The sequence below is a fragment of the Pseudomonas sp. BE134 genome, from assembly GCF_031456105.1.
Lineage (GTDB): Bacteria > Pseudomonadota > Gammaproteobacteria > Pseudomonadales > Pseudomonadaceae > Aquipseudomonas.
The window spans coordinates 14,728-41,573 of sequence record NZ_JAVDUA010000009.1 but is presented as its reverse complement, the minus strand read 5'-3'; the positions used below and the strand labels follow the sequence as shown (position 1 = coordinate 41,573).

The following is a 26,846-nucleotide window of genomic DNA, read 5'->3' as shown; positions in this document are numbered from 1 at the left end:
AACCTACTGAAACTGAAGCTCAGCACCATCTCATCAAAGCTCAAAGGCCGCCTTTCGCGGCCTTTTTTGCGCCTTTCGTCCTTAATTGCGTTTCTGCGTTGACAAAATCAATATGTCAGCTCTACTCTAATTGTGTTTCTTAATAAAAATAAACAATTAGAGCCTGAGAGAAGCCTGATGACCGACTCAACCTTTCCTGCGATTAAGCGTCTGCAAACCTTTGAGACGTCCGATGGGCGAGTGCACCGTTACCATTCTCTGGCTGATTTACAGGCAGAAGGGTATCCGCTGTTGGGTCGCTTACCTGTAGTGATACGAATACTGTTGGAGTCTGTGCTGCGCAATTGCGATGGCACCAAGGTTTTGGCTTCTCATGTTGACGACCTGGCCTCATGGCAGCCGCAGGAAAGCCGTGAGCGTGAGATTCCATTTGTGGTGGGCCGTGTTTTACTTCAAGACTTCACCGGTATTCCTTTACTGACCGACCTGGCTGCTATGCGCAGTCAGGCGAAAAAACGTGGCGCGAATCCCAAGGCTATTGAGCCATTGGTGCCTGTTCATTTGGTGGTGGATCACTCAGTGCAAACCGAGTTTTCCAATGTTCCCAATGCGCTACGTCAGAACATGGAGGTTGAATTCAAGCGCAACAGAGAGCGCTATGAGCTGATGAAGTGGGGCATGCAGGCATTTGAGACTTTCAAAGTTATTCCGCCGGGCATAGGTATTTGCCATCAAATCAACCTTGAATATTTGGCTCAGGGCGTAATCGAAAATAATGGCGTGGTCTATCCGGACACCCTTGTAGGAACAGACAGCCATACCACCATGATTAATGGTATCGGCGTGCTCGGTTGGGGCGTTGGTGGCATCGAGGCTGAAGCGGGCATGCTCGGTCAGCCGGTATACATTCTGATGCCCGACGTGATTGGTGTCGAACTCAAAGGTGCATTGCGCGCAGGCGTTACTGCAACCGACGCAGTCCTTCAGATAACCCAAACACTTCGTGCAGCGAAGGTGGTGGGTAAGTTAGTCGAGTTTTTTGGTGAGGGTGCCAGCTCCCTCAGTGCGACTGATCGCGCCACTATTGCAAACATGGCACCTGAGTATGGAGCCACCAGTGGCTTCTTCCCGGTTGACGAAAAGACTCTTGATTACTACGCGCAAACGGGACGTAGTGCTCAGCAGGTAGAGCTGATCCGTAAATACTTCGAGGTACAAGAACTGTTTGGTTCACCTGCGCCGGGCACTATTGACTACTCATCGGTCATTACTGTTGATCTTGATCGCATAGTTCCCAGTGTTTCGGGCCCAAAGCGTCCACAGGATCGTGTCGATCTGGTGGCTTTGGGACGTCGATTTGATGAGGTGATGCTGCAGGATGCCAAAAGTGGCGGCTACGCCAAATCGCCAGCGCAACTGGAAGAACACTACACCGTTCACGCGTTGCCTGCGGGTGCCCCTGGCCCTGCTCAAGACTATGAGGTCGGGCATGGCCATGTCTTGGTTGCTGCGATTACGTCTTGCACTAATACCTCGAACCCTGAGTTGCTAATTGCAGCTGGCCTCTTGGCCCAGAAGGCTGTTCAGAAAGGACTCGTTGCCAAGCCATGGGTCAAAACGCTGTTCACACCAGGCTCCCGCGTAGTAACGGCGTACCTGCAAGATGCAGGTCTGATCGAGCCACTGAGTCAGCTGGGATTCGATATTGCAGCCTATGGCTGTGGTGCGTGTGTCGGCAACATTGGCCCACTTGATTCTGCGCTGGAAAAAGTCGTCGTAGGCCAGGATTTGGTATGCAGCGCTGTGTTGTCTGGCAATCGCAATTTCGAAGCTCGGATTCACGGGAATTTGCGTGCAAACTTTCTCGCCAGTCCACCACTCGTTGTCGCGTTTGCCTTGGCAGGAACCACACGTTGTGATTTGACCACTGAGCCTCTAGGCCACGACGCTAATGGACAGCCGATCCTGCTTGCCGATATCTGGCCTACCAACGACGAAATCAAAGCGTTGAGCGTCAAAGCGGCCAATGCAGAGCTCTACAAGAGTCTCTATGCAGACCTGACGCGTGACCACGATCTATGGAATGCCATCAAGACCACGGAGGGTGAGGTGTACGATTGGCCAGAGTCCACCTACGCAGCGGAACCTGATTTTTTCGACACTGAGCAAGCCGCTCGCCCGATCATTGCCGCCCGCGCGTTAGCAATTTTGGGTGACTCCATCACCACTGATCACATCAGCCCAGCAGGTTCTATTGCTGCTGATTCTAGTGCTGGTCAATGGCTTACCGAGCATGGCGTAGATCCGAAGGACTTCAACACTTACGGTGCTCGTCGTGGGCATTTCGAAGTGATGGTGCGCGGAACATTTGCCAACGTCCGATTGAAGAATCTGATGCTACCGACACGTGCTGACGGATCCGCTGATGAAGGCCCCTATACCGTGTTGCAACCGACGGGGGAAAGAGCGTCGTTGTTTGATGCCTCCCGGACGTATTTGGCAAACGAAACTCCTGTCCTCATTTTCGCCGGTGAAGAATACGGCACGGGTTCGAGTCGTGATTGGGCTGCGAAAGGCACGCGACTTCTAGGTGTGCGAGCTGTGATTGCGAAAAGCTTCGAGCGTATACACCGCAGTAATTTGGCAGGCTTGGGTGTTTTGCCTTTGCAATTCAAAAATGGAGAGGATGCGGCTTCGCTCAGGCTAAATGGCACAGAGTCTTTCGACATATTGGGCGTGGAGTCTGGCGTCCAGCCAACCCAGGACGTGACCCTGCGAATCCATCGAAAGGATGGCAGTCAGCAGGATGTCACTCTGTTAGCGCGCATCGATACGGCTATCGAAGCTACCTACTTCGCTAATGGCGGAATTCTCCCTTACGTATTGTCGAGCCTGCTGGAGCCTTCCTCTAACGATCAAGAGCGCGAGAGTTGCGCGATCAACGCTTAAGTAAATGAAGCAGGTGGGATGCATCTTCACCCGTGACCACTAGGCGTGAAAAAGCATTGGGCCAAGTTCACTTTGGCGATCCTAGAAAACTCAACCGTTGAATCAAGGAGCATGTCTTGATTGAGCTTTTGAATACACCTGGTATCTGGTTAGCGATTCTACAAATCATCGCGATAGATATTCTACTGGGCGGTGACAACGCAGTAGTCATCGCGTTGGCATGTCGGAAATTGCCGGAGGCACAGCGCAATCGAGCCATTTTGGGTGGCGCAATGGGTGCGATTTTGCTGCGGATTGCGATGATATTTTTCGCCTTGCAGCTTCTCGAATTGCCCTACCTTAAACTTGTTGGCGCAGCTCTATTGTTGTGGGTCGGCGTCAAATTGCTCATTCCAGAACAAGAGGATGCCCACGACAATTTAACCGCAAGCCCTCAGCTTTTCGGCGCGATCAAAACAATTATTGTCGCCGATGCGGTGATGAGTTTGGATAACGTCGTTGCCGTGGCAGGTGCCTCTGGTGGCAGCCTTGAGTTGGTTATTTTCGGCATCGTAATAAGCATCCCAATCATTATTTGGGGCAGCAAACTTGTGTTGCATTTCATGGATCGGTTCCCTGTAGTGATAACGCTAGGTGCAGCTTTGCTCGGATGGATTGCGGGCAGCATGGCTTTCACTGATATCAGCCTACCCGCACTTCCAGAATGGTCGCGCTATGTTGCCGGCTTGGCTGGCGCGCTGATGATTTTGGTTGTTGGGAAAATCATCGCGCGTGTTCGAGAAACTACGCCCCAGCAAATACTAAATTGCGAGAGGAGCGAATGAATATGTCTTTCGATATGTCGGATGTTAAAAACAGCCTGGCGCCCTTGGGCCATCTCCGCGTAGCAATAAACCTGGGCAATCCAGTGCTGGCACAGAGAGATGGCGATGGAAAGTTGAAAGGCGTCTCCGTCGATTTAGCCAGAGCGTTCGCATCGGAGTTGGACGTGCCCGCAAAGCTTCATGCATATGATGCAGCGGGTAAGGTGTTTGAAGCACTTGAGGTGGGTGAATGGGATCTTGCTTTCCTTGCCATCGAACCTGTCAGGGCCGAAAAAATTGCCTTTTCAAAACCCTACGTCATCATCGAAGGAACCTATTTAGTCAAAACCGACAGTGGGTTTCAGGGAGTAGCTGATCTAGATAAATCAGGCGTCACTATTGGCGTTGGAAAAGGTGCTGCTTACGACCTTTATCTGTCCCGCACCTTGAGCAATGCCACACTCGTTCGCGCTCCTACCTCAGCAGGCGCCGTTGATATTTTTCTTGCCGAACGTCTTGATGCAGCTGCCGGTGTGAGGCAACCACTTGAGCAATTCGCCCTTCAGAATGACGAAGTGCGAGTACTGCCCGATAGCTTCACGCAAATCCGGCAAGCCATGGCAATCCCTATTGAAAGAACGCATGCAGCGGCATATGTGCAGGATTTTATTCAGCGCCACATAGGGAGTGGATTTGTTGCCGAGTCGTTATCGAAAAGCGGTCAAGGAGAAGTGCACGTACCGCCTAATTGTTAGTTTTTGGCCAAGTAAAAAATCCTCAAATAAATGTTTATAAAACTGCTTTCCGTTGTTAAAGCAGGGGTCACTCCCTGGACGAAGTTCAACCGGCACCAACAAAAACAATAGTATCGGGAGAAACAGCATGTTCAATCCAATCCGTCGTTACAGTTGCTCTATGACGCTTCTTGCAGCCGTTGCTGCTGCAACGCTCACAACCTCCGCTATGGCTTTGGATACAGTGAAATTCATGGCTCCAGGTTCAGTTGGAGGCGGGTACGACCAGACAGGTCGGATCTTGGGTAAAGCCTTAATAGAATCCAGCGCGGCGAAGTCCATCACATTCGAAAATAAGGGTGGGGCCGGGGGCACTTTGGGGCTTGCGCAATTTGCCAACAGCACCAAAGGTGATCCAAATGCACTGCTCGTGGTCGGTGCGATCATGGTCACTGCGGAAGAGCAGAACAAGCCTCAGATCACCATGAAAGATGTGACACCCATCGCCCGTTTGTTCACGGAGTACAACGTCTTCGCGGTTCGTGCGGAGTCGCCTTACAAAACCCTCGAAGATTTGCTGAAGGACTTCAAAGCCAATCCATCCAACATCAAATGGGGTGGTGGCTCCAAGGGGTCGATTGACCACATAGGCATCGCTGAGTTGGCAGGCAAAATGGACATTCCGATCAACAAAGTGAATTACGTTGCCTACGCAGGTGGCGGCGAAGTCGTTGCCGCGACGTTAGGTGGTCACATCACGGTGATCACTGGCGGCTACGCGGAACTCGCCAAATACGTTCAGACCAAGCAGTTCCGTCTGCTCGCCGTTGGTGCTCCAGAGCGCGTTGCCGGTATCGATGCTCCAACGTTAAAAGAAAAAGGCTACGACGTGATTATCGGTAACTGGCGTGGAGTATATGGCGCGGCGAACCTGAGTCCAGAGCAGCGTAAAGAAGTCACCGACGCGGTTTTAACCTCGGTTGATAGCAGCGTCTGGCAAGACAATGTCAAAGCGAATGCATGGACACCTAGCGTCCTGACTGGCGATGAGTTCGGCAAGTTTGTCGATGATGAACATACTCGTCTTCGTGCCATGTTGGTTACTGTTGGGCTGCTTTGATATGGCCTGGTCAAGACAAGTATCGCCGGCTCAGCTGGCAATCGGAGCAGGTCTAATTGCAATCTGTTTGATATTGGCCGTCGGTGCCTTTCGATTTCCTCCTGAGCGAGGCTTTGTGATCCTGAGCGCTTATGTCTACCCCTATGCCGTTTCGTTGTTTCTTGGAAGCGTTGGATTACTGCTTTGTCGCCAGGCGGCTTTTGGTGGCTTTCAAGAGCTGCCCGGCGGTAGCGATAAAACAAGACAAGCGCTGTCAGGCGGCAAAGCTGGTGCGGCTTGGGTGACCGGAGGATTGGTGTCGATCGCCTTGCTCATCAACATCATCGGATTTGTATTGGCTGCTGCTCTTCTTTTCGTTTGTTCTGCTCGGGGATTTGGTAGCGGACGTCCGGTTCGAGATCTCGCTATCGGAATCGCTCTAACGCTGCCGATTTATTGGCTTTTCAATGCTGGGCTAGGGGTTTCCCTTCCGCCCCTAATCAACGCCTGGATTTGACTTAGGCAGAAGGAGATTATGAGGTGGAAATTCTCTTAAGCTTGGCATCAGGCTTTGCATCCGCGTTTGATCCAATCAATTTGGTGTGGGGCTTTATTGGCTGCCTACTCGGTACTGCCATCGGAGTGCTGCCAGGTATCGGCCCTGCATTGACCGTGGCATTACTGCTGCCAATTACAGCGAAGGTCGACCCTACGGGTGCCTTAATCATGTTTGGGGGTATCTACTACGGCGCTCAATTCGGAGGATCTACTACTTCGATTCTGCTCAATACGCCGGGCGAGTCATCCTCCATGGTTACGGCGTTGGAAGGCAATCTCATGGCCCGCAATGGACGCGCGGGCCCTGCGTTGGCGACGGCGGCGATAGGGTCTTTTGTCGCTGGCACAATCGCAACGTTACTGCTGACCCTTTTTGCGCCAATAGTCGCGACACTGGCGCTGAAATTTGGCCCTGCCGAGTATTTTGCGATTCTGGTGTTGTCCTTCACCACTGTATCAGCGGTGCTAGGTGCCTCAATGCTGCGAGGATTCGCATCACTAGGTATTGGACTGACCATCGGGTTAATTGGGTTGGGTTCCACTTCGGGGATTGCGCGATACACCATGAGTGTGCCGGAGATGGTCGATGGCATTGAAGTGGTGCTGGTGGCTGTTGGTTTGTTTGCTGTGGGAGAGGCGTTATACAGTCTTCTTTATCAAAAAGAGGAGGACGCTGGTCGGCATCGTATGACGTCGTTATGGATGACGCGCTCTGATTGGAAGCGATCTATTCCTGCCTGGATTCGAGGAACCATGATCGGCTTTCCTTTCGGTTCCATCCCTGCCGGCGGTGCTGAGATTCCAACTTTTCTTTCATACTCTGCAGAAAGGAAACTGAGCAAGTACCCCGAAGAATTTGCAGCCAGTAAAGGCAAGGGGGCCATCGAAGGGGTCGCAGGCCCCGAGGCTGCTAACAACGCGAGCGCTACTGGATCACTGGTTCCATTGCTGACGCTAGGCATTCCTACCTCGGCTACGGCGGCGATTTTGTTGGCAGCTTTTCAGAACTACAACTTGCAGCCGGGCCCAATGCTATTCCAGACCTCCGGAGACCTGGTCTGGACGCTCATCGCCTCTCTGTATATTGGCAACCTGATACTTCTCGTTTTGAACCTTCCCCTGGTCGGCCTGTGGGTGAAATTGCTTCAGATCCCTCGGCCATATTTGAACGCTGGGATCCTTGTCTTTGCCACCATCGGTGTGTATGGCATGCGCCACTCTTCATTCGATCTGATGCTGATGTTATTGATCGGCTGGATTGGGGTGTTGATGCGACGGTTCGACTTTCCTATAGCGCCTGTCATCGTAGGCATGCTGCTGGGCCCAATGGCGGAAAAGCAACTTCGGAATGCACTGTCTATCAGTCAGGGGGACTGGACGATATTTATCACGCAGCCTATTTCTGCTGCTTTCCTCGCGATTACGCTGTTGGTACTGCTCGTTCCTTACGTGCTTCATTCTCGAGGAATCAGGCTACAGGAAGACGATTAAGTCCAAGTTTAGGGGCTGCCGAAAGGCTGCCTGCTTTTACAGAACGCAGCCGACTATTGTCTGGGAACTCCCTCATGCCATGAAGGCTGTTAATAAAGTCTTGGCTGACCAAGTGATCTTGGTTTGAGTACAAAAGGGCCCTATTAGGGCCCTTGCTCCATTCACAGAGTCGTTCCAACAGTTTCGCCCAAGTTGAATTTTGTAGACGGTGAGCTACTGATCCGAAGCGGACGTCATCATATTCGTAGGACGACCGATGTGGCTCGGCAAACATCGAGCTAATCGAAAAGCCCTAGGCGATTTTCACATTCATCGTGATTTTGGCAGTGAAAACTTTCACGCCACCCTCGTCGAAAATATCAACCGGGACGAACTTGTCGCCTCCGGTTTCCCAATCAATGCCACTGCCATCGGCAACCGCGCGAATGCTCGATTTTGCTTTCGCAAGATATTCAACAGTCATGCCTTTCGGAATCCATTTGGCGCCTGAAGGAATCGAAGCGTCAGTCATCATTCCGCCCGCTAACTCGGCTGCGTTGCACAGGGCTATCGCATGCACAGATGCCAGATGGTTGGTGATTTCCTTGCGAAACGGCACGTTTACCACTGCATGGCCTGGGCTCAGCTCTGAAATCTGTGGGGTGATCGTGCTGAAGTAAGGTGCCATTTGGCAGGCCATATTGCTGAACGCGGCGGGGCCTACGCTATTGAACATGCTTAGAGCTTGGCTCATGAGATACCCTTTTGGCTGGTTGCAGAACAATATTCTGTAACAGAACAATATTCTGTTAAGTTGTGGACTGTCAAGCCAGGCTTTCTCTACGGTGCACTCACCCTATACACTCCGCTTCATTTGGCGTTTCTCCCATGCATTCAACTGATCTGATCGAGCGTATCTATCCGGGAAGGCGTAGCGAGCTCAAGCGCACTATCCTGCGCCGAGCGCTTGCCTGCTTTAACGAGGTAGGCATCGAAGCCACAAACATCGAGACCATTCGCGCTCAATGCGATACGAGCGTAGGCGCTATTTATCATCACTTCGGCAGTAAAGAGGGTCTGGTAGCCGCTCTTTTTTTCGCTGCGCTAGAAGATCAGGCTGCGCTGCGAGATAGTTATTTGCAGAAAGCACAGACGGCTCAAGCGGGTGTAGCGGCTCTGATCCATAGCTACGCTGAATGGGTCGATGACCAACCGGATTGGGCTCGCTTTGTTTTCCAGAGTCGCTACGCCGTCTCTAATGGGCCGTTCAACGGTGAATTGCTTGAACGCAATAAACAACGCAACAGGCAATTGTTGGACTGGATGAGTATCGAGGGCAGAAAAGAGCTGTTCAGTCACCTTCCCACAGAACTCATACCCTCTCTCATCATCGGAGCGACGGAAAGCTATTCGCGTGCCTGGCTTTCCGGGAGAGTCAAAAAAAGTCCGAAGGTGTACCGTGATTTTCTCGCGAAGGCTGCGTGGAGCTCGATCATGCAAAGCTGATGCACGCGTTACAGCCTTACTCCGGATGGTGGCCAAATCATCGACAGCGCACGCTGACGGTCACGTCAAATTTCCAAGCGTATCTTCCAGGGGTAACAACACCAATGCGCGTATGAGTGGCTATTGGAAGACAAAGCGTTGTGGGAAGCGAGTTAACCTGGTTTGAACGATCTTCGTCAGTATCGTGACGAGGAGGAGACTGTGATGGTGGTGTCGGAATCTGAATACGGCTCCGCGACCGTTGAGTCTGGCTGACCAGGTTTGAGTGCAAAAGGGTCGTTTGAGGGCGCCATTTATTTGCAGCTTATCGACTTAATCAACCAAATTCTCAAGAGGAGATTCCGGCTATCTGATAGCCGTCCACACGAGGTACAAAAGACCGATGAGCTCCGGCTAAGAGCGCAGAAGTCGCGCTGTTGCGCTCACAAAAAGCAGAAGAAATACCAAGCCACTCAAGGCAATGGAAAGTGTACTTAGATGGGCGACGAAACCAATAACTGCTGGCCCTATGAGGATGCCTGCGTAGCCCATGGAAATAACTGCCGGTATCGCCACCCTTTGAGGCATACGGTTTTGGCGCCCGACTGCGGTAAAAAGAACTGGGACAATGTTCGAACAACCGATTCCAAGTAAGGCATAGCCTATCAATGATGCTGGCCATCCATCGAAACCAAGCGACACCATCATGCCAGTGGCGGCAATAACTCCTCCGAAGGCCACTACGCGCACACCGCCGAGTTTGCGCACGATCGCATCGCCTGTAAGGCGACCGACCGTCATCGTTGCGGCGAAACTGGCATAACCCAGACCTGCCAAATTGGGCTCCATTTCTCGGCTCGACACTAGGAAGACCGCGCTCCAATCCAGCATTGCCCCTTCAGTTAAAAATACAATGAAGCACAAAGTCCCCAGCAGGAAGACGATACCTTTAGGCATCGCAAAAATTGGCCCGTCCTGTTCTGTTCCGTATGTCAGTAATGTGGGTATCGCTTTGTAGAGTGCCCCCATAACGATGGCGACGATGCATAGCACGGAAAATATTGGATCGAGACCGATACTCAGCAGTACGGTTAATGCTCCCGCGCCTAGGATGCCTCCCACGCTGTACATGCCATGGAAGCCAGATTGCAGGGCCTCGCCGCTGTTCTTTTCGACGATTATTGATTGAATGTTTATCGCGCAATCAAGCATGCCCATGCTGGCTCCGAAAAGGAGTACTGCCAGCACAAGAGCTGGTAACCAAGCGATGCTGCTCAAGAGGGTAAGCACAGCGCATAGTGCGACAGTTGACCAGACAATCACTGGGCGACAGCCATAGCGCGCTGTGAGATGTCCAGCGAACGGCATTGCTGCGATAGATCCGAGCCCCAATCCGAGAAGCAGTAAGCCCAAGCCACCATCATCCAAGCCGGTTCGTTCCTTCGCGAGTGGAACCAGAGGTGCCCAGGCAGACATGACGAGTCCGGTGATCAGGAAGACGATGCGAGTGGAAACCCGTTCACCATAATTGTTGCTAATGGCTAATGATGGGGTGGAAGCACTCATCTGTTGGTCATCCTTATCTGCGTAATGCTAGTCATGCGGAGGGCGGCCGGATCATGCATCAATGGCTGGAACCCAATGAGTACGACCTCCGGATATTCTGAACTCAGCACCCGGTTCTCTAGGAGGTAAACATTATGGGCAGGCTTGCTAAAGCAGTTGTACGAGAGCGACATTGGCTAGCCCAATTTGGCAGCTTTCATCTGCTGATCCTTGTATAGGTTGGGAGAGCAACAAAAATCACAGTGCGACTCTGACATCGATACCGCAGTGAAGGTGTTCATCTGAGCTGACCCGGAGTAGAACAGCAACGTCATACCCATGGTTGTGCCAGGGGACACTCCCATTTCGATTGCCATCACACCAGTCACTAGGCCAAACGGTATAACGCCAGGAATCAATGGGGTGAGAGTCCATACGCCGCCGAGAAAAGCTTCCATTTTGGTTCGGTACTGCATGTCTTCTCCAGTGGTAACCAGCTGCGTGAACGAGCGGCGGCGGTATTCATAAACGCGCAATTTTCGAGTCTTTAGCGCAGAGTAAGTCTCTTTGTGAAGTGGCACGCTGTCGAGTCGCCTGCCAACAGATGAGGGAGCCAACAGTAACCATCACTGCTCCCTGCCAGAACTGAGTAGTCAACTGAGCGCTCAGCCACGTTGCGGCGAATGCTGATGAGAGCACTGGAGAAAAGTAGGACGCGGTGGCCAGTAGCGTGAGGTTTCCACGCAAAATACCGATGTTCCAGAGGGCATAACCACCCGCCATTGATGCACTGGCGGCGACGAGCTCCAAGCTACTGCTCAAGGTGAACTCAGGAATTACCTCATGGCTGAAAGAGTATTTCACCCACAGAGCGCCGGCCGTGAGAATGAAAAAAAGCACAATTAGATTTTGTCCGCCGGCATAGCGTCGCGTGACGTTACAGTACAACGCGAAGATGACCGCGCCGCCTAATGCCAAGCTGTAACTCAAGGGATTGGATTCAGCATTGGCCACAACGCTTGATAAGGATAGTCCTTCGGTGCTCACCACCCAGAGAATTCCGAAGATCGCCAAAGCTGTGCCTGGCGCAATAATCCAGCGCGCCTTTTGTCCGTTCATCAACATGGCAAGTAGTACGGTCATGCAAGGCCAGAGGTTATTCACCACCCCGAGCTGAATGGCCTGGTGGCGGTTGGTGGCAATGAGTCCGCGCGTTTCCCCCTGATCTAGAAGAGCTGCTGCGCGAAGTAGCAGTTTAGCCCCGCGTGCTGTGACTTCTTTCGACAATCCTGAGGGTCATCCTCGATGGGGAGGTCGACCAGATCACTCAGGCGTCATGAGCACAGCAAGCGTTATGTCGATGAATTCTTCGTTCCTGCTGATTGTGTCCAAAGCACCACGAACGTTGCCGGCGACCTCCGCTGATCCGCGTTGCTCGACCCAGAGTGTCAGCTCCATGATCGCGGCTTCGAGGGCGAGTTGGTTTTGATTGATCTTGAAGAGTAGAGAAGGGAGCAGGTCTGAATTTGGCATCGCGATTCCTCCGTGAAAGAGGGTAGCGTAGCAGGCGGACGTTATTCCCGTTCCAGCTACCTGGTGTCTAAGATCACCGGTTCAATAGTAACCAGATCTCCGATCAGCACCGGATGGTAACGAGAGAGATACCGTACCTGCTCAGTAGGTAATGCTCGGTGCAGGATCACGCATTCCTAACTGCTTCGGATATTGAGCATTTAATGTCGAACAAACAGCCTCTGCCTCCGTCCTGACTTTGAATACGCCATGCCTGCTGGCTGACCCTCCCTCTACAAGATCGACGACTCTGTATCGCTTGCTGCCATCGTCCAGCGTGGTGGTTTCAATGACTCTGAATCTTGCGTGCATGGTTGCTTTCCGTGCATGACATTGGTGGCTTACAAGTACCGGCAAAACGAGACGTTTTCAAGAACGGAACGGGCTTAAGCTGAGACAATTTATGACGGTACACCGTGCCTCTCATCGCGGGAAGGACGGTTTAGTAGTAGGTGCCGTGTTGAGCCATTTCCCCTAAAGTCGCTACTTCGGGCCAACTGGGCCCGGCTGAACTTTTGGTGTGCCTGATAGAGGTGCATATGAAGTCCTTCTGAACGAACATCAGTGGTACGGCCTGCCCATCCGAAGTGACCCTGGCGATTAAGCGCAGCTCGAATAGAGCCTTCACTCAATGCTCATGGGCATGTGAATGGATTGTCAGGGCACCAGGTACATTGGTGCGTTCGAGCCCCCCATGTTCCAGCCACCGAAGGGTCTGCTCATATGCGCGCTGCAGCAAAGACTCGGTCTGGTCAAAGTTGAACACCGAGACATCCACAGGGCACAAAGGCGGGACGATGTGCAGGCTGGTGAGAGTGCGGAAGTGTTCGATGTCACTTACCAACTGGCGCATGCTCATCAGGTTGACGGTATGTAGGGCTAAGTGTTGGTGCTGACGCCGAATTGACCCAGTGGCCGAGATGTCACTGCCCCAGTCTTATTCCTCGCGAACCATTGCCTATGCTGGATTTCTGCCTACCAAGGGTAGGGCAGCCTTGCGTCGGCACGTGGGTCAATTCGGCGTCAGCGTCTACAGCTCATGAGGACGCATTGGGCATGATGCTCGAGGGTACGCAATCCGAAATATCCATCTGATTAGTAGCGTATTTTTTACTCTCAAGAAACCGGCTCTATTAGGGCGAAGACTGATCCAGGTCAACATGTCTGGATTCTTATTGTGCTCATCATGCAAGAGACTTATGTACTCGTGCCTTGGTCAGGATTTTCTTGGATGGTTATATGAGTGGTGCTGTTGCGCGACTGCAATCTTTCATGGGGACGTTTTTCTCCAACCTGGCCGCTAAACGTGGCCTGCTGATATTCGTGCTGCTGGTTCAGGGCGCCTGTGCGGGGGGGTACCTGTACCTGGAGCACAACTGGATCGAAGCAGGGGTGGTGCAGAGCCTGAAAAACGTGTCGTCGATGCATCGGCGCAGCTTTGACCTGCTCGAAACCACGCTGAACTACCAGCTCTCGTCGGTCGGTGAGGCCGTGCAGGCCGTGGGTGACCGCTGGAATGCCCCACTCCTGCATGCGCTGTTGGCAAAGGAAGTAAAAAGTGAATGGTTGGATGCTGTAGTCATCCTCGACGCAGCTGGCAATATCGTTGCCCTTGACGCTGACGTGCCACTGGAGTCGGTCTTGTTGCCGGGTGTGTTGGCGAAGCGCTCCTTCAAGGACTTGCCCAATTATCAGGCGGCCCTGGCGGGTGGGGCCGAGTTCGCCACCTTTTTTGCTCCGCGTCCGAATGCCCTCGAACTGGGTGGCGGGGGGATTACGCTGTTCCGGATGATCAGGTCGGCGGACGGGCAGTTGCTCGGCACTGTTGTCGGCTTTACCAGTCTGCACAGCATGTCGGCTTTGCTGAATATCGATGCCGCACGGGGGTTCGATCTGGGCCAGGACGGCATCCTAGGGTTTATTGATCAACGCACGCATGAATGGCTGTATCGCTATGCACATGCAGGGACTTCAGTCGTCCAGGGGCATAAGGTCATCAGCCCCCCATTGTTCGAGGACACCCGGTACGGGGTGGAGGTGAAGTTTTACCGATCCCCCATCGACGGCCTGGAGCGAATTGCCGTGTTAGCCCCGCAGCGCGACCATCAATGGCTGCAAATGGTCGCGGCGAGTAAGGACGAGTACCTGTTTAACTGGCGCCTCCAGGTGGCTTTCTCGGTGCTGGCATTTGCCGGCATGGCTGTCCTGCAGTGGCTGCTACTGGGGTTTTTCCGTCGGAATCACCAGCAGCGTAGGTTACTGGATCTGGTTCTCGACAGCATTGATGCCAATGTTTATTTCAAGACCCTCGAGGGGCGCCTCCTCTACATCAACGCCAAGGCTGCTGCCTACTTTGCCATGCCCGCTGACCAGCTCATCGGTCGTCTGGAGCGCGAATTCCTGCCGAAGGAAACCGCCGATAGATTTCATGAGATGGATCGCGAGGTGATCACCTCGGGCAAAAAGCACATCGGCATGGAAGTCGTCACGATGCCCAATGGCCAAACCGTTCACTTATCCTCGATCAAGGTGCCGATGCAGTTGCCGGGCCAACCGCCCACCCTGATCGGCGTTTCGACCGATGTGACCGAGTTGCATAAGCAATCCGTTGCCCGTGAAGCCGCCGAAAAGGCACTGGCGGCACACAACCACGCCCTGTGGTTGAACAACCAGGTGCTGGAGCAATTGGGCCAGAATGCCTCGTTGCCTGAGGTGCTGAACACCATGCTGCGCATCATCGATGACTATCGTCCCGGTGTACTGGGCTCCGTGTCACTGGTGGCTGACAATGGCAGGGAGCTGGTCGGCTGTGCCGCACCCAATTTGCCTGAGGCGTGGTTGAGAGCCACGGCGCGGTTACTGATCGAGGATAGGAGCGGGTCTGGTGCGACGGCTGTTCACCGTGGGGAGACCGTCATTGTTGAGGATATTGCTACCCATCCCTATTGGGCCGCGCCTCATGTTGCCGTTCTTCGTGACATGATCCTCGGTCTCGGGCTGCGTGCGGTTTGGTCACAGCCGATCAAAAGCAATGAGGGCAAGGTGCTCGGTGTCTTCAATATGTATCAGCGTGAACCCGCCGCCCCGGATGCCGAGGATCTCGTTTTGCTGGCGGACTATGCCCGACTCGCGCAGATGGTCATCGAGCGCGCGCGCCTAGCCGAGGCCTTGCAGGAAAGCCAGGCCCTGTATCGCTTGATGGCAGAAAACAGCAACGATGCGATCTGGGTGATGCAATTTCCGGACTTGACCTATAGCTATATGAGTCCCTCGATTGTATGGCTGTACGGCTGGACGCCGGAAGAATTCGCCGGCCAGCCACCCGAGGAGCTGATGTCTGCGCAGGAGTTACGCAGGTGGAGCGATACGGTCAAGGAGCATGTCCGACGTATTGGCGAAGGCGACCTGACGGCCTGTTTGATCGAACATGAGCTGGAAGTCCGAAATAAGGATGGCCATCTTGTCCAAGTCGAGACGGTCGCCAATATCATGCTGGACAGCGCCTCCCGACCGACTCACATTGTCGGCAGTTCCCGGGACATCACCCGGCGTAAGGCCGCCGAGGACTCCATCCGGAAAATGGCGTTCTTCGACCAACTGACCGGTTTGCCCAACCGCCGCATGCTGGAAGACCGGCTGGCTCAGCTGCTCGCTCTGGCGCAACGGGAACAACGTAAACTGTCACTGCTCTTTGTGGATCTGGACAAGTTCAAGGCGGTCAATGATCAGCACGGGCATGCCGCCGGCGACTGGCTATTGAAGCAGGTCGCCTCACGTATGGGTTCGGTACTGCGCACCTCCGATACCGCCGCACGTGTCGGCGGCGATGAGTTTGTCATCCTCCTGCCTGATGCCCGCACGACAGAAGAGGCCGTGCTGGTCGCGGAGAAAATCCGTTGCGTCCTTGAGCTGCCCTTTGTCATGGATGACGGCGTAGAACTGGATATTTCGTCGAGTATCGGCGTGGTGATGTACCCCGACCAGGCGGACAATATGCGCGACCTGCTGCACTTTGGCGACGAAGCCATGTACCGCGCCAAGAAGGGCGGCAGGAACGCGGTGGCGGTGTTTGCCGCGCCGGCACAGCCATCCCCTGTTGACGTCCAGGTCTGAAAACAGAACGCCTGTTGAGGAACACCAGCCATTTCTAATGGCTGGTGTTGGGCAAGCGTGCAGTCGAGGAGAAAAACTTCTCACATGTCGCAAAAATCCTGAGTTATGCGACGACTGACTCGGGATTGGCGGTAAAGGCATTGCGATGTCGCGTGAGTCTGTCGCTGGTGCTCAATGATCTGCGACATGAAATGCGATAAATGTCCATCGCCTCAACACAGTGCTTTGATTAAGTCAGAAAGGCCCGAATGGAAGTTTCCAGGTGATTGAGCAGAGTTTCAAAATTAGATTTTCAGAGATCGAAATCACAGTGCCACCGGCACCCGGTCTCTATGAGATCGTGACTGCTGAAGGCGGGCTGCTGAAGGTAGGTATCAGTGGCAATCTGCGCAAGCGGCTTGTACAGCACAGGCAATCCAAGCAGTCTCGACTCAAGCTCAAGGAAGGAGGAGATTGGAGCAACCCGAATGACGTCATGAGCAAGCAGTCGATACTCGCGAAGCACTTGTTTTTCCATTCCCCAACTCCTGGCTACGATTTGAAAACTGAAGCTGGTAGGCAGTCCTTCCTGGAGCAGCGGTGCCATGTGTTGGTAACCGTAACCACGACTCGGAAGGAGGCTCGCGAGATGGAAAGGCTCAAGGAGCAAAGTGGCGCATATCAATTCGTGGGAGTTACACAGGCTCACAGGCCAGGATGATTAGCTCCCCATCGATATCACGTCTTCCCGTGGCTAATAGACCTACGCAGCGGGCAATGGAGATGTCGCTGGTTCGGGCCCATTGGCCCGGCTTAGCCTTAGGTTTTTCAGGGAGGTGAACATGCTGTTCTCAATCAATGAAAACCAACCAAGCCCGCCCATCCTTGGAGATATTTGGACAGACTTGGGATTGCCTTCACGAGGCACGATGACTTCATGACATCGTTCGGCATGGACTACCTTTTGCGTTCCTTGATCAGATAGCGCCCCGTCTTCAGGTTGATGGTGAAGTTATCGCCTAGGCTATTTGCGTGTCGCCCACAACGTTGGCACACAGGTCGAAAGCAGGGCGGTTCAACACGGTAAAAATCGACCGTTTGATCGCATTGGTAGCTGACTTTGAGGGCGCCCGTTGGTGCTGACGCCGAATTGACCCAGTGGCCGAGATGTCACTGCCCCAGTCTTATTCCTCGCGAACCATTGCCTATGCTGGGTTTCTGCCTACCTGGGTAGGGCAGCCTTGCGTCGGCATGTGGGTCAATTAGGCGTCAGCGTCTACACACTCGGCAATGACCGAGTAAAAACCACGATGGGCGGGTGCAGCCATTGCTGTGCTGGGTTTCGCTGAAGAGCTGCAACGCATTAGGACGCTATTCTGGGTAGAACCGAGGCACGTATAGGCTTGACCGGATACCAAAACCACCCATTGTCCTCAACCGGGACACTGGTGTTTCTCTCAATTGTGAAAATGTGATGGCTTTCGCTACCGTTGGGAAATGAAAGTTCAATCATGTAGGCGCTGAACCAGTTTGCCAGCGCTGGCAGTTGGAGCCCTAGCCAGCCAGGCTTGTGAAATAAATCAAAGGTGTAATTTAACCCTGTGTAGACAGCCCGCGCCCCTTCATTGAATTGAAACAACACGTCGTCCAAAACGAAGTCGTCTTGTTCCATTACATAAATTTTAACTTCACCTTGTGCCCTTATCATCGACTCGCTCCTTGCGCTGGGGATACCCAATAGCAATACCTGCATCCAACCACCATTTCAAGCACTGCCCAAGAGAGACACCAAAGTCTCAAGGAATCCCTATGGTGATGACAGCAAAACAGCTGCGCTTCGTCGATGAGTACCTGATTGACCTGAACTCCACGCAAGCCGCTATCCGTGCGGGGGGCAGCCCGAAGACGGCAAGAGTCATCGCGGCGCATAACTTAGCAAAACTTAACATTCAGCCGGCAGTCGCCGAGAGGATGCAGGGGCGCTCAGGTCGGGGGGGGGATCACCGCGCACCTGCTCGTGGGCTGGCAATCATCGGTGGCAGTAGCTACATTTGGCGAGCGAATGAGAGGCAAGCTAAGCAATATTAGCCAGATGTCAGTCATAAGGCTGAAAGGGGTCTGCAAAATGAATGCTCACCAACGCCGCAGACGTATCGTATTTTGGCGCGGATCGTTCCCCGTGATACTCGGCTTTGTAATTCTAGTCGTGGCTTTGATACTGGCTGACCGAGTAGCACCAGAAAATACCCTGGAGTTCGATGGCGTAAATCTGCACCAGCAGGTTGGCCACTCTCAGAAATTGGAACGTCAGGGATCCGGCCAGACAGTCGGAGCGCAGCGACGCGAGGTTGCATTGTTAGTCTGAAGTCTCTGCCGCCGCTCATTTCGTTGCGCGTCTGCGCATCGATTCGCCCTTCAGTTCGATTTAATACTCGTGCGAACTAAGGCATCAGAATCTCCGTACGTCGTCGCTGAACACTCCGTGAGCTTCAACGTGTTCGTTGTAGGCATTTATTGCTTCGCTGTTCTCTGCCAGCCATTGCTCACACTGCTTCTTCGTCTGGGTCTCCGCCAGCGCCTGCTCTAATATAGTTTCCTCTTGAGTGTGCATGGTATTTCCTCCATTTCAGCCGCATTACCAAGCCAAAGCTTAAGTTAAAACACAATTTTTCAGACGGTCAATCAGACCCAGTACGGCTTGAGTTTCTATCGAAAAGCTGACCCACGAGATTGCGCAGCTCAAGCGCTTCAAGTTTGCCAAGCGCAGCGAGCAATTAAGCCCGGATCAAACCAGTCTGCTCAATGATCTGATCGACACTGACATTGCCGCCATGGGTTTATTTATGCAGTTGTTATCAGTTGTCGTAGTGCCAACGGTACTCATGGTCATTTTCGGCGCTCGGCAAATCCGCAATGCGATTTCTCTGCCAAAATGACAGGGCGACCCGCCAGCATCTGAAGGCAACAAGGAGACTTGCTATGGGTTGGTATTGCCATCCATCCCCCCTGCGGGGCGGGGGGAGTACGTGGCAAGTCTCGATGCTGCAATCCTACTCGCAGAGCTGGGAGACGAACCTGATTTCACCGAGTGCCCGGTGCCAGGCATGGCCAGATTGACCGACAAAAACAAACAACCAATCGAATGACCAGGAGTCGCGCCATGATATTGAAAGTTCTGAGCGTCAGCTTTGCTGCCTTTGCTGCCTTTGCAGCTGTGGCAGCTTCTTCTGTGTTCGCTACCGGTAGTACCGATCCCAAGCCGACGCGTTCGATTGATCCGGGCATCCCAACAAGTGAGTACCGCTTTGCCCTGCTGGAGGTTGACCATAAGCTGGACAATGCAGCAATGCACCAGCTTGGGCGGCAGTTGAGCCTGAAGAGGAAGACGCAATTGGACTCGGTTACGAAAGCCATAGCCGGAAATGGCAAGTTCAAGGTGCAGGGCAATCCCGCCTCTGTATTGGTTGTTGAAGGCGAGCATTTCCCACTGGTGGTGATGGAAGGGGTCGCAAGAGATCAAGCTGTCGCGGCGGGGAAAAGCTTGGAAGCAGTGCCGACTGAAACGAAGGTTGGCTACATCCTGGACGTGGAAGAGACGAAAATCGACGGTGCGCGCCGTAAGATGCACACCACTATTCGATTCCAACAGTCGGTATTGGCTGACACCGGCAGCACGGCAACGACCTCTTTCGTTGAGCAGGACACGATGGGCGTGGGTGATGTGCGCATCATGTCCTGGGAGCTGGCCGGCAAGCAGTACGCAATGGCCATCCGTGCGGAACATTTCTAAGGGGAGACAAAGGCAAGGGTGGCTGTTGGCGCCGACGCCGAATTGAACCAGTCGCCGAGATGTCACTGATCCAGTCTGACTCCTCGCGAACCATTGTCTGTGCGGGATTTGTGCCGACTTGGGGCGGGGCAGTCTTGCGTCAGTACGTGGGTCAGTTCTGTGTTGGCGGCTACAGGGGGGGATTGGGAAGGGCGAAATCAAGAAGTAAAAACCCCGCATGTGCGGGCAAAACTATTCGCTGATCCTTCAGCCGTCTTATAGTCAGTGTAGATCCAGTGAGTAAAGGTGCAAGGCAGGAACGAAAGCCACACGCTGAGGCATTCCCACCATGCTGCTTTGGGGGGGATTGACGCCGGTCATTCAAGGGGGGGCAACGGCGTCATTCCGCTTTAGTCTATCGCGTGTGCCGCAGTGATTTCCGTACAATGAGGGCGAGAGATTGACTGATGCCATCTCACGTTTGTGACGCCAAGCTGCTCTGCATACTCAACAATAGTTGAATAGCTTCCCTCCCAATTTGACGGTCGCGCCCGTCGAACAGCGGGCGAATCAAACAGCGCGTAACACACGGCATCATGCGAAGTAAGACAATTAGCGGGATGCTCAAGCACCCTTCTTTGACCTTGGAAGCTGTAGCGCGGGCGTGAAAACGGTAACGGCTGCACAGGTCGAGCAGTGGGCAATAGACGCCGGGCGCAGTCTGTTTTTGTGCGACGTGCGCACCGTCGAAGAGTTTGCCGCCGCAAGCTTGCCGGGCGCGCAACACACACCGGGCGGCCAGTTGATTCAATCTACTGACCTGTATGTGGGCGTGCGCAAGGCGCGGCTGGTACTGATCGACAGCGATGGTGTGCGTGCGCCAATTGTCGCGAGTTGGCTACGCCAGTTGGGGCATGAGGTGTATGTGCTGGAGGGTGGCGTGAGCAGCGGTCTGGCGTTACCTGCAGGCGAGGTGATCGGCCACGAGGCGCTGCCATCGATCACGGCGCAGGCACTGTCTGATGCACTCAAAGATGAGGCCGTCGCGCTGATCGATCTGCGTCCGAGCATGACCTATCGCAAGGGCCATATTGCGGGTTCGCGCTGGTCGATCCGCTCGTTGCTCGCGCAACACGTGGCGGGTGAGCAGCGACCGCTGGTGTTGTTGGCCGATGATGCGCAACTGGCCACGTTCGCCACACAGGAGTTGCCCGAAGACCAGCGCGCTCAGGTGCGGCTGTTGGGCGGCGGGCTCGGTGCCTGGCGTGCAGCGGGTTTCGCCGTGCAGGAAAGCCCGGACACTCCATCCAACGATCAATGCATTGATTTTCTGTTCTTTACCCATGACCGCCACTCCGGCAACAAGAATGCGGCGCGTCAATACCTTGCATGGGAAATCGGTTTGCTGGCGCAAATGAGCGACGACGAAATCGCAAGTCTCAACCCATTGCGACCTCAAGCGCGTCCGGATACGAGGGTGCGTACGCGTCTGGTGCATTCGGCGCGGGCTCAGGGGGCCGGCGGCCGCTTAGTCAATGTGCCGGTCACTCGCTTAAGCACCGTGCTGTTCGACAACCTGGCGCAAATGCGTGACGCTCGCGCCCGGCGTGATCATTAGCGTGTGCTCAGTTATGGTGCCCGCGGCAACCCGACGGCGTTCGCCCTCGAAGACTTGGTCACCGAGCTGGAAGGTGGTTATCGCACTCGCTTGTTCGGTACCGGGTTGGCAGCGATCGCGCAGACGTTTCTCGCTTACCTGCGGCCGGGCGATCATGTGTTGATCACCGACGCGGTATACGCGCCTGTGCGGCGCCTGGCCCGGGATTTTCTTCAGCCCTTCGGTATTCAGGTCAGCTATTTCGCCCCGGACGGGCGTGACTTGGAGGCTCGACTGCAAGCCAACAGCAAAATGGTCTACACAGAAGTGCCAGGCTCATTGTTGTATGAACTGTGCGACTTGCCGGCCATTGCTGCCCTGTGCAAACCGCTAGGTATCCTGCTGGCCGTCGACAACACCTGGGGCTCGGGTTACCTGTGCCGACCGCTGACGCTCGGCGCAGACATCTCGATCATGGCGCTGACCAAGTACCTGAGCGGCCACAGCGATGTGGTCATGGGCAGTGTCTGCACCCGCGAAGAAGTGTGGCCGGCACTCGCGGCCATGAGCGACAACTTTGGAGCAACCGTCAGCCCCGACGACGCCTATCTGGTACTGCGCGGCGCTCGAACGCTGGCGCCTCGACTGGAGGTGCATGAACGTCAGGCTCTGGAAATCGCACATTGGTTGCAAGCGCAACCGCAGGTGAAACGGGTGTTCCATCCGGCCTTACCCGATCATCCCGATCATGCCTTATGGAGGCGGGATTTCACTGGCAGCAATGGCTTGCTGTCCTTTGAGTTGAACGAGACGGACACCGTGTATATCGAGCGTTTCATTGATGCGCTGCAGCTGTTCGGGTTAGGCGCTTCCTGGGGCGGTTTTGAAAGTCTGATTACCGTGGCCGATACCCAAGACCGTAACAGTGCGGCTGATCGCTCATTAAACCCGGTGTTGCGTTTGCACATCGGGCTGGAAGATGTCGCCGCGTTGATTGAAGATCTGCAGCACGGATTTCGGGCTTTAGGGTAACCGACGAAGGAAAGCTGCTGAAAGTAGATATCAGCGGCAATCTACGTAGACGGTTTATCCATAGGCTGCGTCCGGGGCATTGTGGAGCGGCGCCCAGCCACGGCTGGGCGCCATTTGACTCAGCCAGTGTGGTGACTCTCGGCAAGTGCGTAGACGGAGGTGTCGATGCCTTCGAAGCGCGCTTTCAACTGCAGCGCCAGATACAGCGAATAATGCCGTGACTGATGCAGGTTGCCACCGTGGAACCAGAGGTTTTCCTGCTGTGTTGGCTTCCACATGTTCCGCAGTTCGCCTTCGTACGGGCCAGGATCATTCGTGGTTCCAGAACCCAAGCCCCAGCAGCGGCCGACCTTGTCAGCTACTTCCTGGGAAATCAGCTTCGCCGCCCAACCATTCATTGAGCCATAGCCCGTGGCGTAGACGATCAGGTCTGCCGGTAGTCGGCTGCCATCGTTGAGTACGAGGGCATCGGCTTCGATACGCTCAACGCCAAGGCCAGGTGCGCTCTTGAGCTTGATCGTGCCGTTAGCGATCAGTTCGGAGGCGCCGACGTCGATGTAGTAACCAGAACCACGGCGTACATACTTCATGAAAAGGCCAGACTCGTCGTCACCGAAATCGAGCATGAAGCCGGCCTTGGCCAAGCGCTCGTAAAAGTCCTTATCACGCTCCTTGATCGCGTCAAAGATGGGTTGATGAAAGCTTGGCATAACCTTGTAGGGGATCGAGGCGAACAGCATGTCTGCCTTGTCTGTGGTCAAACCCGTCTCCAGGGCGTCTTCAGAGTAGAGCCCACCGAAGACGAGATCCATTAAACTGTCGGAACGCACGATGTGGGTGCTGGAGCGTTGCACCATGGTCACCTCGGCGCCGTTCTCCACCAAGTCGGCACAGATATCGTGAGCCGAATTGTTCGCACCGATGACCACCGCGCGCTTGCCGCTCCAGGCGTCTCCGCCGGGATGGCGGCTGGAATGGTGCTGCTGACCATTGAAAACCTCGGCACCCGGATAACTAGGAACATTGGGTACGCCAGACATGCCGGTGGCAAGGATCAACTGGGTAGGCTGTAAAGTCACACGCTCGCCATCGCGCCGTACTTCAACCTTCCAAGTGCCACTTTGCTCGTCAAAGCTGGCGCTCACGCATTCTGTACGCGGCCAATAATTGAGTTCCATGACTTTGGTGTACATTTCTAGCCAGTCGCCAATCTGGTCTTTTGGGGTGAAGACTGGCCAGTGATCGGGGAAGGGTAGGTAAGGCATATGGTCGTACCAGACAGGGTCGTGCAGGCACAGCGACTTGTAGCGACCGCGCCACTGATCGCCAGGACGCTCAGCCTTGTCGACGATCAGGGTTGGCACGCCCATTCGCTTGAGCCGCGCAGCGAGCCCCAGCCCACCCTGGCCGCCGCCCACGATCAGGCAGTAAGGTTGGGTGGTAATGCCTAGCGAAGCTTCTTCGTCACGACGGCGTTCCAGCCAGTTGCGTTTATCGGCATGGGCGTGGCCATGATTGGCACCCATTGGACGACGCCGGCCCTTGGGTTCTTCAAAGCCTTTGAGCTCGCGCATGGTCGTCAGCAGCGTCCAGCACAGGCCTTCCTTCAGACGCACGTAGCCTTTACCTCGCGACGCACCGGTTTCCAGACTGATCCAACCTTCGAGTACACCGTTACTCAGCGTCGCCTCACCTTCCAGTTTCCATCGCTCAGGACGAGTATGGTCGAGGCGTGTTTCGAGCATGTCTCGGATGGCAGGCTTGCCTTCCAAGGTCACTATGTTCCAGCTGAAAAGTAGCAGGTCACGCCAGTGACACTCTTCGGTAAACAATTCCAGCGCACCGTCCAAATCACGCTGGACGAGACACTCGTTGAGGTTTTCGACCCAGGCCGCGAGCTGAGCAGTTGGCGTTTGCAGAGGTGTTTCGATAGCGATGTTCATGGAGCCTCTCCCGATCTTGTTGTTTTTGTAACAATTTGCCTTAGAGCAAGGCCCGGGCCATCTTCATGAAAGCCCCGTTGCAGAGCGGCTGCCGCAGTACTGCTCAGGCTTTGACTCGGATCTATGTCACGATTCTGAGAATGGCGGATGACAGAGTGTCACGCGGCGCAAAGAGCGCTCGTTGCAGTCTTTTCATATAAGCTGCGAACAGACCCGTGTCCTGACCGTAGCGGAGAACAAGAATAATGAAGCCGGCCTTGATCAACGCCCATGCACAACAAGTGCTGCAAGCCGTGCAGGGCACTATTGCCAGCCACAGCCCTACTGCTGACCTGGCCATCACACGATCCTGGCGCCGGTGCCTGGATCAGTATCAGCTCGATCCCGCCAGCCGCCGCGCGCCTAATGTGGTTGAACAACCACGCTTGCAGGATCACCGCGCGCCACTGGAACACATCATTGCCGTGGCGCACTGGCAGATGAGCAGTTTGCACCAACAGCTCGGGCGTGACGGCCACGTGGTGCTTCTCACCGATGCTCGCGGTGTGGCGATCGACAGTGTGTTTAACGAATCCGAGCGAGCCGAGTTCCAGCGTTCCGGGCTGTGGCTAGGCTCGGTATGGAGCGAGGATTACGAGGGCACCAATGGTGTCGGCACGTGCTTGGTCGAGCGCCAGCACGTAACCATCCGTCGTGATGAGCATTTCCGTGGCAAGCACGTCGGCTTGACCTGTTCAGCGAGCCCGATATTTGATGCGAGCGGAGAGTTGCTTGCCGTGCTCAACTTCTCTTCTATGCGAGAGGAACAGAGTCTTCAGCAAAACTTCCAGGCCATGGCGCTGACCAACCTGTCAGCCAAGTTGATCGAGAGTTGTTTTTTCCTGGGGCATGATCCGCAGCGATACTTACTGCGCTTCCACCCTGAGGCTGGCTTCGTTGGGCTGCTGGGTGAAGGTCTGCTCAGTTTCGACGAGAGTGCCCGTATCTGTTCAGTCAATGATGCTGCGCTGGATCTGCTGGGCCTGAGCCGTGACCAGGTGGTTGGGCAATCTCTGACGATGCTGCTGGAAACACCTATCGATCAGGTGATGAGTCAGGCCAGTTCTCAGCCGAGTGTCTGTTGGCCAATGCGGCTGGTGGACGGGCGTCTGCTCTACGGACAGTTGCGAGAACCCTTACGCCAGGTGCCTTTAGTCACTCCTACAATCCCCAAAATTAACGACGTGCACGTGTGTCTGGAAGACCCGCGCCTTCAACGCGGCTTTGCTCGCGCATTGCGTGTTTTGGAGCGTGACGTTCCGGTGTTTTTACAGGGCGAAACCGGTACCGGCAAAGAAGCTTTTGCAGCAGCGCTGCATCGCGCCAGCTCCAGAGCGAGCCAGCCATTTGTGGCGATCAATTGCGCGGCTATTCCAGAAACGCTGATCGAGAGCGAGCTGTTCGGTTATCGCGGCGGCAGCTTCACCGGCGCACGCAAGGACGGGATGATCGGTAAGCTGGAGCAGGCCCATGGCGGCATTCTATTTCTCGATGAGATCGCCGATATGCCACTGGCGTTACAGACTCGCCTGCTGCGTGTGCTGGAGGAACGTCAGGTGGTGCCGCTAGGCGGCGCGACGGCACGTCCGCTCGACGTACGCCTCATCAGTGCCAGCCACCAGGATCTGCACGCCTGTGTAGCCGAAGGGCGTTTTCGCGAGGATCTGTTTTATCGCATTGCCGGGTTCGCCGTGCAGCTCCCGCCGCTGCGCGAACGATCAGACAAGGGCAGTTTGCTCGACCTTCTGCTACGCGAAGAGACAAAAGGTACAAGGATTCGGCTGGAGGCGGGCGTCAGAGAGCGCTTGCTGACGCAGCCTTGGCCGGGCAACGTCCGGCAGCTGCGTACGTGTCTGCGCACACTGGTAGCGTTGGCGTTGGAGGGGCGTGTCACTCTGGACGACTTGGCGGAGTTGCTGCCAGCAGCGCCAGCGACAGCCGCGCTGGTCGAAAATCCGCTTGGCGTATCCGAACGGCAGACGCTGCTAACGTTGATTGAGGCGGAACACTGGCATATCGCCCATGTTGCCGCCCGCCTGGGGATCAGCCGCAATACGCTCTATCGCAAACTGCGTCATCACGGAATTTCACGACCCGGGTGAATGCAGAATGATATCGTCGCGTTTCCTGCCTCTGCGGACTTGGATTGAGGCGATAGA

At 54.7% G+C, this 26,846-nt stretch carries 20 protein-coding genes and 3 pseudogenes; 14 read left to right on the top strand and 9 right to left on the bottom strand.

Features of this window, described 5'->3' with window-relative positions:
• Positions 1 to 177: 177 nt before the first annotated feature.
• The 6 genes from acnA (at position 178) to J2Y56_RS09665 (ending at position 7,634) form a co-directional block, all read left to right on the top strand.
• A complete protein-coding gene (acnA, locus tag J2Y56_RS09690; RefSeq protein WP_310349898.1) occupies positions 178 to 2,949 on the top strand; it encodes an aconitate hydratase AcnA in 2,772 nt (923 codons plus the stop codon).
• A 116-nt stretch (positions 2,950 to 3,065) separates the two neighbouring features.
• Positions 3,066 to 3,773, top strand: coding sequence for a TerC family protein (locus tag J2Y56_RS09685; RefSeq protein ID WP_310349896.1), 708 nt, complete (start codon positions 3,066 to 3,068; stop codon positions 3,771 to 3,773).
• Positions 3,774 to 3,775: 2 nt separating this feature from the next.
• Positions 3,776 to 4,507, top strand: coding sequence for an ABC transporter substrate-binding protein (locus J2Y56_RS09680; protein ID WP_310349983.1), 732 nt, complete (start codon positions 3,776 to 3,778; stop codon positions 4,505 to 4,507).
• A 127-nt stretch (positions 4,508 to 4,634) separates the two neighbouring features.
• Positions 4,635 to 5,606: a tripartite tricarboxylate transporter substrate-binding protein gene (locus tag J2Y56_RS09675; RefSeq protein ID WP_310349894.1), complete on the top strand. Its 972-nt coding sequence runs from the start codon at positions 4,635 to 4,637 to the stop codon at positions 5,604 to 5,606.
• A 1-nt stretch (position 5,607) separates the two neighbouring features.
• Entirely contained in the window at positions 5,608 to 6,102 is a 495-nt protein-coding gene (locus J2Y56_RS09670; protein WP_095056228.1) for a tripartite tricarboxylate transporter TctB family protein, read from the top strand.
• A gap of 23 nt (positions 6,103 to 6,125) precedes the next feature.
• On the top strand, positions 6,126 to 7,634 hold the full coding sequence (locus J2Y56_RS09665; RefSeq protein ID WP_310349892.1) for a tripartite tricarboxylate transporter permease: 1,509 nt from the start codon (positions 6,126 to 6,128) through the stop codon (positions 7,632 to 7,634).
• Positions 7,635 to 7,926: 292 nt separating this feature from the next.
• On the opposite strand, the gene J2Y56_RS09660 is transcribed toward J2Y56_RS09665, so the two are convergent.
• Positions 7,927 to 8,367, bottom strand: coding sequence for a hotdog fold domain-containing protein (locus J2Y56_RS09660; RefSeq protein WP_310349890.1), 441 nt, complete (start codon positions 8,365 to 8,367; stop codon positions 7,927 to 7,929).
• Positions 8,368 to 8,501: 134 nt separating this feature from the next.
• Between J2Y56_RS09660 and J2Y56_RS09655 the strand changes: the two genes are divergently transcribed.
• Positions 8,502 to 9,119, top strand: a complete 618-nt coding sequence (locus J2Y56_RS09655) for a TetR/AcrR family transcriptional regulator (RefSeq protein ID WP_122556982.1) — start codon at positions 8,502 to 8,504, stop codon at positions 9,117 to 9,119.
• Between the two features lie 393 nt (positions 9,120 to 9,512).
• Here J2Y56_RS09655 and J2Y56_RS09650 read toward each other — a convergent pair whose 3' ends face one another.
• From J2Y56_RS09650 to J2Y56_RS09630, 5 genes and pseudogenes are all read right to left on the bottom strand, one after another.
• Entirely contained in the window at positions 9,513 to 10,664 is a 1,152-nt protein-coding gene (locus J2Y56_RS09650) for an MFS transporter (RefSeq protein WP_122556983.1), read from the bottom strand.
• Between the two features lie 176 nt (positions 10,665 to 10,840).
• On the bottom strand, positions 10,841 to 11,119 hold the full coding sequence (locus tag J2Y56_RS09645) for an AzlC family ABC transporter permease (protein WP_310349886.1): 279 nt from the start codon (positions 11,117 to 11,119) through the stop codon (positions 10,841 to 10,843).
• Positions 11,120 to 11,165: 46 nt separating this feature from the next.
• A complete protein-coding gene (yddG, locus tag J2Y56_RS09640) occupies positions 11,166 to 11,930 on the bottom strand; it encodes an aromatic amino acid DMT transporter YddG (protein ID WP_310349884.1) in 765 nt (254 codons plus the stop codon).
• 36 nt (positions 11,931 to 11,966) lie between these two features.
• Positions 11,967 to 12,176, bottom strand: coding sequence for a hypothetical protein (locus J2Y56_RS09635; RefSeq protein ID WP_310349883.1), 210 nt, complete (start codon positions 12,174 to 12,176; stop codon positions 11,967 to 11,969).
• Positions 12,177 to 12,843: 667 nt separating this feature from the next.
• Positions 12,844 to 13,098 (bottom strand): annotated as a pseudogene (locus J2Y56_RS09630) (patatin-like phospholipase family protein); the annotation flags it as partial.
• 356 nt (positions 13,099 to 13,454) lie between these two features.
• On the opposite strand from J2Y56_RS09630, the gene J2Y56_RS09625 reads away from it, so the two are divergent.
• A complete protein-coding gene (locus tag J2Y56_RS09625) occupies positions 13,455 to 16,328 on the top strand; it encodes a diguanylate cyclase (RefSeq protein WP_310349881.1) in 2,874 nt (957 codons plus the stop codon).
• Between the two features lie 262 nt (positions 16,329 to 16,590).
• Positions 16,591 to 17,028, top strand: coding sequence for a hypothetical protein (locus J2Y56_RS09620; protein ID WP_238543935.1), 438 nt, complete (start codon positions 16,591 to 16,593; stop codon positions 17,026 to 17,028).
• A 642-nt stretch (positions 17,029 to 17,670) separates the two neighbouring features.
• Here J2Y56_RS09620 and J2Y56_RS09615 read toward each other — a convergent pair.
• The gene (locus tag J2Y56_RS09615; protein WP_007945122.1) at positions 17,671 to 18,015 is read right to left on the bottom strand and encodes a hypothetical protein; all 345 of its coding nucleotides are present in this window, start codon (positions 18,013 to 18,015) and stop codon (positions 17,671 to 17,673) included.
• A gap of 101 nt (positions 18,016 to 18,116) precedes the next feature.
• Here J2Y56_RS09615 and J2Y56_RS09610 point away from each other — a divergent pair, with 101 nt between their 5' ends.
• The gene (locus tag J2Y56_RS09610) at positions 18,117 to 18,395 is read left to right on the top strand and encodes a terminase small subunit (protein ID WP_007945124.1); all 279 of its coding nucleotides are present in this window, start codon (positions 18,117 to 18,119) and stop codon (positions 18,393 to 18,395) included.
• 361 nt (positions 18,396 to 18,756) lie between these two features.
• On the opposite strand, the gene J2Y56_RS09605 is transcribed toward J2Y56_RS09610, so the two are convergent.
• A complete protein-coding gene (locus J2Y56_RS09605; RefSeq protein WP_007945125.1) occupies positions 18,757 to 18,918 on the bottom strand; it encodes a type II toxin-antitoxin system CcdA family antitoxin in 162 nt (53 codons plus the stop codon).
• Positions 18,919 to 19,015: 97 nt separating this feature from the next.
• Between J2Y56_RS09605 and J2Y56_RS09600 the strand changes: the two are divergent.
• The 3 genes and pseudogenes from J2Y56_RS09600 to metC form a co-directional block, all read left to right on the top strand.
• A pseudogene (locus tag J2Y56_RS09600) lies at positions 19,016 to 19,183 on the top strand (transposase); the annotation flags it as partial.
• A 284-nt stretch (positions 19,184 to 19,467) separates the two neighbouring features.
• A complete protein-coding gene (locus tag J2Y56_RS09595; RefSeq protein ID WP_310349879.1) occupies positions 19,468 to 20,097 on the top strand; it encodes a hypothetical protein in 630 nt (209 codons plus the stop codon).
• A 637-nt stretch (positions 20,098 to 20,734) separates the two neighbouring features.
• A pseudogene (metC, locus tag J2Y56_RS09590) lies at positions 20,735 to 22,705 on the top strand (cystathionine beta-lyase); the annotation flags it as partial.
• 119 nt (positions 22,706 to 22,824) lie between these two features.
• On the opposite strand, the gene J2Y56_RS09585 reads toward metC, so the two are convergent.
• Positions 22,825 to 24,648, bottom strand: a complete 1,824-nt coding sequence (locus J2Y56_RS09585) for an NAD(P)/FAD-dependent oxidoreductase (RefSeq protein ID WP_310349878.1) — start codon at positions 24,646 to 24,648, stop codon at positions 22,825 to 22,827.
• 245 nt (positions 24,649 to 24,893) lie between these two features.
• On the opposite strand from J2Y56_RS09585, the gene J2Y56_RS09580 reads away from it, so the two are divergent.
• Positions 24,894 to 26,789, top strand: a complete 1,896-nt coding sequence (locus J2Y56_RS09580; protein WP_310349876.1) for a sigma-54-dependent Fis family transcriptional regulator — start codon at positions 24,894 to 24,896, stop codon at positions 26,787 to 26,789.
• The last annotated feature ends 57 nt before the right edge of the window (positions 26,790 to 26,846 follow it).

Bases quoted from the DNA above. Each gene is read 5' to 3' on its own strand.
- J2Y56_RS09605 (WP_007945125.1), bottom strand. From the start codon at position 18,918: ATGCACACTCAAGAGGAAACTATATTAGAGCAGGCGCTGGCGGAGACC.
- acnA (WP_310349898.1), top strand. From the start codon at position 178: ATGACCGACTCAACCTTTCCTGCGATTAAGCGTCTGCAAACCTTTGAG.
- J2Y56_RS09580 (WP_310349876.1), top strand. From the start codon at position 24,894: ATGAAGCCGGCCTTGATCAACGCCCATGCACAACAAGTGCTGCAAGCC.
- J2Y56_RS09645 (WP_310349886.1), bottom strand. From the start codon at position 11,119: ATGCAGTACCGAACCAAAATGGAAGCTTTTCTCGGCGGCGTATGGACT.
- J2Y56_RS09610 (WP_007945124.1), top strand. From the start codon at position 18,117: ATGGTGATGACAGCAAAACAGCTGCGCTTCGTCGATGAGTACCTGATT.
- J2Y56_RS09595 (WP_310349879.1), top strand. From the start codon at position 19,468: ATGATATTGAAAGTTCTGAGCGTCAGCTTTGCTGCCTTTGCTGCCTTT.
- J2Y56_RS09655 (WP_122556982.1), top strand. From the start codon at position 8,502: ATGCATTCAACTGATCTGATCGAGCGTATCTATCCGGGAAGGCGTAGC.
- J2Y56_RS09650 (WP_122556983.1), bottom strand. From the start codon at position 10,664: ATGAGTGCTTCCACCCCATCATTAGCCATTAGCAACAATTATGGTGAA.
- J2Y56_RS09660 (WP_310349890.1), bottom strand. From the start codon at position 8,367: ATGAGCCAAGCTCTAAGCATGTTCAATAGCGTAGGCCCCGCCGCGTTC.
- J2Y56_RS09615 (WP_007945122.1), bottom strand. From the start codon at position 18,015: ATGATAAGGGCACAAGGTGAAGTTAAAATTTATGTAATGGAACAAGAC.
- J2Y56_RS09585 (WP_310349878.1), bottom strand. From the start codon at position 24,648: ATGAACATCGCTATCGAAACACCTCTGCAAACGCCAACTGCTCAGCTC.
- J2Y56_RS09680 (WP_310349983.1), top strand. From the start codon at position 3,776: ATGTCTTTCGATATGTCGGATGTTAAAAACAGCCTGGCGCCCTTGGGC.
- J2Y56_RS09635 (WP_310349883.1), bottom strand. From the start codon at position 12,176: ATGCCAAATTCAGACCTGCTCCCTTCTCTACTCTTCAAGATCAATCAA.
- J2Y56_RS09670 (WP_095056228.1), top strand. From the start codon at position 5,608: ATGGCCTGGTCAAGACAAGTATCGCCGGCTCAGCTGGCAATCGGAGCA.
- J2Y56_RS09625 (WP_310349881.1), top strand. From the start codon at position 13,455: ATGAGTGGTGCTGTTGCGCGACTGCAATCTTTCATGGGGACGTTTTTC.
- J2Y56_RS09675 (WP_310349894.1), top strand. From the start codon at position 4,635: ATGTTCAATCCAATCCGTCGTTACAGTTGCTCTATGACGCTTCTTGCA.